Genomic DNA, 4,867 nt, shown 5'->3' with positions numbered 1-4,867 from the left:
CCATAAATGTTGGTATGACTGCCAATATCTCCTTGACCAAAAGAAGCACTTCGTGTCGGATTGAAGATTTCAGCAGCTGCATCCCCTTGCCCTCTGATCCATGCCATGCCAGCGGGATTAGGTATTACTGTCATCGCATCTCCTGGCGCAGCTACAATAGCTCCAGACATCCCTAACTCATATTGCCCAATATCGTTTAGCTGATAGCCGACCGTAGCATCTGCGGTGGAAATGGATAGAACAATTGATGCGACGATGGTTAATAGCTGCAAATTGTAACGCATACGATAAGATCCTCAGTATTTAATGAGTAAAAATGCCAATTTATAAAATTGGCATTCGCCCGTTGGCTACAAGCTTTCACTACCTACAGATCAGTATGGATCTTTCTCGTTGTAATAAGCGGTGACAATCAACATAAGAAAGACTGGAACTATGAGTGTATAAAACCAAGCAAAAGGATCGGGTGCATAACCCGTTGCTCCGCCAGTTGCTATAGCAGCAATAATAATTGTTGCTATGATGCTCACTACCATAAGCCAATTGATTACCTGATTACCACATTTGCTAACCATATCTATCTCCTTATTATGGATGTACTTTCTCAGAAACATTTCTGTAGACAATTTTTGCGGTAATGACCCCGGAGATCATCACAATGACTCCGAAATAAAGGCCGCTGGCTGCCATCTGAACGACACCACTGAGAATATGTCCAGAAGCGCATCCGTCCGCCATCCGTGCACCAAACAGCATTAGATAGCTACCAATAAAAACGCCGATAGCTCGTTTCCATTCTTCGTTGCCAAAACGGTTTCTCCAAGATGGTGGAACTACCTTACGAAATGCAGTAAATCTTTTAGTAATGACCACTGCAGAGAAAAAAGCACCTAGAAAAGTACCTATATCCGAAAAGGGTTCCCAGCCAATGTGCGTCAATACACCCACTGAGTATTTATAAGTAGGCATAATGAGTACTGCTACCACCCAGGAATAGGTGGTTGATTCACCAAATATTTGATGAAGCATTATTCCCATCACGACGGCAATGCCAACCAGAACCGCGATTGCGACTAACACTGGCGAATAGACATTAGGCTCGGAGGAAAGGGCTCGAGCAAATTTCTCAGCCTTGCCACCTTTGTGGGCGATTGATCCTTCCAGGAGATAGGCAGTCGTATCTTCCCGAATTGCATGCAATTCAGGATTATCTTCATCACAGCCGCCCTTAACGAATGCCACCAAACAACTGTGCTTGGTTTTTCGAAAGCGAGGAAGAAAATAGGCAATAGCAAAAAGGACCAAAGCGTAAGGAATGGCTATCAAAAATAATCCCATAGGACTAGTTTGAGCTATGGTTTGCCCACTAATTAACACTGAACCCACATTGGCCGTCTTCACCAACCATTGTCCTGCATCCGTTTGATAAAGCGCGGTCCATGATGCTGCGCCTAATAAACCAGCTGGTATGGCAAAAAGCGCATCCCGACGACCTTCACCCAGTGCCATCCATTCAGAACCCGGGAAATATCCGGATAAGGCCAAACCTATTCCAAACATGATTCCGCCCAGCCCAACCCCATAAAAATACAAGGGTTTAAGACTGAAATGCATGTCTATACCAAACCAATATAGTCCATACAGCAGAAGCACAGCAAAGGCTCCGCCAAGGGAAATGCAAGTGATAAATAATCTATCTATCCATCGAGTTAGGCGAATTATGGATTCTGGATTCGCAATACCCCACGCTTCTGCCAATCCCCCAATGACAAACCCTATACCAATCCCAACCCATTGTGGCGCTGTTATCAATACCCCACTCATTTTTTGATCTCCTTTATTATTTTCCTGTTGACCTGGCAATAAACCAGCGATTACAAATCACGAATAGCTCCTATCACATATGCGAATAATCTGCTATCCACCTAATTTTATATATTATTTTGACTTATTGACCAGGGCTGTTTGTTCAGTTACGCCACTACGAAATATAGAAAACCGTCCTTTCTCGCTTCAGAAATCGCGATTAATCCAGGTTTTGTTAGAGCTCCTTTGGGAGGAGTGGCCTCACTAAGCCCTGCGGCGGCCATGCTGACTGAACAAATTTCCAAGCTTAAACCTTTATCAATAGCCTCCTGCAAGGCGCTTCTAAGCTTGCCTGGTGCAAAAATTGGGACAATGGCAGCCCCCAGTGCGACTACCTTCAAATCCAACTTACCCAGATTGTTGTTCACCATGATGAGCGCATGTTCCCAATTCTGCCCATCCATTATCTGCAAAACCCATTTATCCATCTGAATCTCCTTTATCAACCGAACAAAACAGTACAATACAATCTCCACATCCTGAGAGTAGTACATGTTCGACATAAAGCAAGCAGGACGCTCTATGAATGCAGAGCCATGCTTCCAACAGTACTTGACGCTGAATCTAGAAGAGCCAGACAATCGTTCAAATATGTGGTTGAGATTTTGACCGTCAGTCGGAGTGAAGGCACAGCAGATCAGATAACTTGGCAGGCTGTGTTGTTGCACTTCAAACCTAAAATCGTCCCGCGCAGTTAGTGCTTTTGGGGAATTGTGATGCAGATAAGCGTTAAAACAGCAACTTTCAATCTGTTACGTCAGCTTGGGATGATCTGGATCGTGGGCAATCCCGGCTCCACCGAAGAAACCTTTCTACAAGATCTACCAGAAGATTTTACTTACATACAAGCTTTGCACGAGGGTAGCGCCGTCGCTATCGCTGACGGACTTGCGCAAGGCTTGCGTCAACCGGTGCTGGTCAATGTGCATACGGGGGTAGGCTTGGGCCATTCCATGGGTGCAATACTCACGGCGTATCAGAATAAAACGCCATTGATTGTTACCAGCGGTCAGCAAACGCGGGATATGTTGTTGTTTGAACCTGCTCTGACTAATGTGAATGCAGTAACCATGCCTCTTCCGTGGGTAAAATGGAGCTACGAGCCTGCACGTCCTGAGGATGTGCCGGGTGCATTCATGCGTGCCTACGCCATGGCCGTTCAGCCTCCAGCTGGTCCTGTTTATCTGTCTGTGCCCATGGACGACTGGGACAAAATGGTTACTGATTGTAGTTACTTGAGGACGGTATCGCATCGGGTGGCACCGGATCCAGTGCGCCTGGCCGACTTTGCTCAACGCATTGATCAGAGTAAAAATCCTGTACTGATATATGGTGCTGATATTGCTCGTTCTGATGCTTGGGATGCAGGCGTGCATTTAGCGGAACAGTTACAGGCTCCGGTCTGGTCCACTCCTTTTAACGAAAGAGCGATATTCCCATCCAATCATGGTTTGTATGCGGGAATTTTGCCCGCTGCCATAGCGCCTTTGGCGGACTGTCTACAGGGCCATGATTTAGCCATTGTGGTTGGTGCGCCGGTATTTCGTTACTATCCTTATGTCGCAGGCCATTTTCTACCAGAAGGCACATCGCTCCTGCAAATAACAGATGACCCCGATGCGGCTGCCAAGGCGCCAGTCGGGGACAGTCTGCTAGGTGACAGCTTATTATTTTTAGAACAAATAATGCCTTTGATTACTCCTCGTAGTCCCCTCGTGCGGCTTCATCACCATGATCAGGGAGCAACCCGGTCTGCTTCTGAAAAATTTCTTTCCGCTGAAGCGGTCTTTAGTATCTTGAAACCACTCTGTCCAGATGAAGTTATCCTTCTTGAAGAGTCTCCTTCCAATGCTCCCGCACTTCGGCAGATTTTTCTTGTTGATCAACCGGATAGCTTTTACACCTTTGCTTCTGGGCAATTGGGCTGGAACATGCCGGCAGCCATAGGTTTGGCACTGCACGAACAAATCAGTGGACGACATCGACCAGTAATTGTTTTTGTCGGTGATGGGGCTTTTAACTATGCACCGCAGTGTATTTACACCGGAGTACGTCACCATACCCATGTTATATTCGTGGTATTGCAAAATCACGAATATGCCATTCTTAAAGAGTTTGCAATTGAAGAGAAGTTAAAAAACATCCCTGGCCTGGATCTTCCAGGAATCGCCATAGCAGATATTGGGACGGCTTATGGCGCACATGCCTCTGTAGCTCTCACCACAATGGAATTAGAGGCCGCTTTCAGGGAGGCACTGAGCTATCAGGGTGTGAGTGTGCTACAGGTGCCGATCAGTTCTGAATTGCATCCGCTGATTGATTAGGGAGTGGAACACATGGACAAAGCTCTACCTGGCGCGGCTTATCTCATCCTGAGCAAATCTAATTTCAAACCACTTGCCTAACATGTCTATTCTAAAGGATGGAAAAATTATTTTTATGATTAGCCTCGATAAAGCTTTATGATTACGTTGACCTTTGCTCAAAACATCGATTGCATTCTGGCTGGTGTGATCGTAGGATTCTCCTTGGGACTGATAGGCGGCGGTGGCTCCATTCTGGCGGTTCCGCTGTTGCTCTATTGGGTTGGTGTAGACAATCCTCATCTGGTTATTGGCACGACGGCGCTGGCTGTGGGTATCAATGCTTTCATCAATCTGATTCCACATGCGCGTGCTGGTAATGTTCGCTGGGCAGTCGCTATTCGTTTTACTATCGCGGGTGTTATTGGAGCTTTTGCCGGTGCTGAATTAGGGAAGGCGATCAATGGAAAATACCTATTGATTCTCTTTGCGCTGCTCATGCTTTGGATTGCCTTAACTATGTATCAAACACGAGATAAGCAGCCTGTTGCGCATAAAACATGCAAGCGGCATGCTTGTGTATATTTTTATGGCGGTGGTACTGGCATTTTGTCAGGATTTTTTGGCATTGGCGGTGGTTTTCTCATTGTTCCTGCACTGATGCGTTCTGGGCGCTTGCCTATTTTGAATGCCGTCGC

At 46.3% G+C, this 4,867-nt stretch carries 5 protein-coding genes and 1 pseudogene; 2 read left to right on the top strand and 4 right to left on the bottom strand.

Features of this window, described 5'->3' with window-relative positions; genetic code table 11:
- From BLW97_RS17950 to BLW97_RS17935, 4 genes and pseudogenes are all read right to left on the bottom strand, one after another.
- Positions 1-284: pseudogene (locus BLW97_RS17950) on the bottom strand (hypothetical protein); the annotation flags it as partial.
- A gap of 90 nt (positions 285-374) precedes the next feature.
- Positions 375-575 (bottom strand): hypothetical protein, encoded by a 201-nt coding sequence (locus BLW97_RS17945; protein WP_075324156.1) that lies wholly within the window; start codon positions 573-575, stop codon positions 375-377.
- Between the two features lie 13 nt (positions 576-588).
- Positions 589-1,824: a YeeE/YedE thiosulfate transporter family protein gene (locus BLW97_RS17940; protein WP_075324155.1), complete on the bottom strand. Its 1,236-nt coding sequence runs from the start codon at positions 1,822-1,824 to the stop codon at positions 589-591.
- Between the two features lie 149 nt (positions 1,825-1,973).
- Complete coding sequence (locus BLW97_RS17935; protein ID WP_075324154.1) at positions 1,974-2,294, bottom strand: hypothetical protein; 321 nt, start codon at positions 2,292-2,294, stop codon at positions 1,974-1,976.
- A gap of 288 nt (positions 2,295-2,582) precedes the next feature.
- Between BLW97_RS17935 and mdlC the strand changes: the two genes are divergently transcribed.
- Both mdlC and BLW97_RS17925 read left to right on the top strand, forming a co-directional pair.
- Positions 2,583-4,190, top strand: a complete 1,608-nt coding sequence (gene mdlC, locus BLW97_RS17930; RefSeq protein ID WP_075324153.1) for a benzoylformate decarboxylase — start codon at positions 2,583-2,585, stop codon at positions 4,188-4,190.
- Positions 4,191-4,328: 138 nt separating this feature from the next.
- On the top strand, positions 4,329-4,867 hold a 539-nt coding region (locus tag BLW97_RS17925), incomplete at its 3' end, for a sulfite exporter TauE/SafE family protein (protein WP_075324152.1).

The organism is Acidithiobacillus albertensis (assembly GCF_001931655.1).
Taxonomy (GTDB): Bacteria; Pseudomonadota; Gammaproteobacteria; order Acidithiobacillales; family Acidithiobacillaceae; genus Acidithiobacillus; species Acidithiobacillus thiooxidans.
Note: the sequence above shows the minus strand (reverse complement) of the source record. Positions and strands in the feature narration are given on the sequence as shown.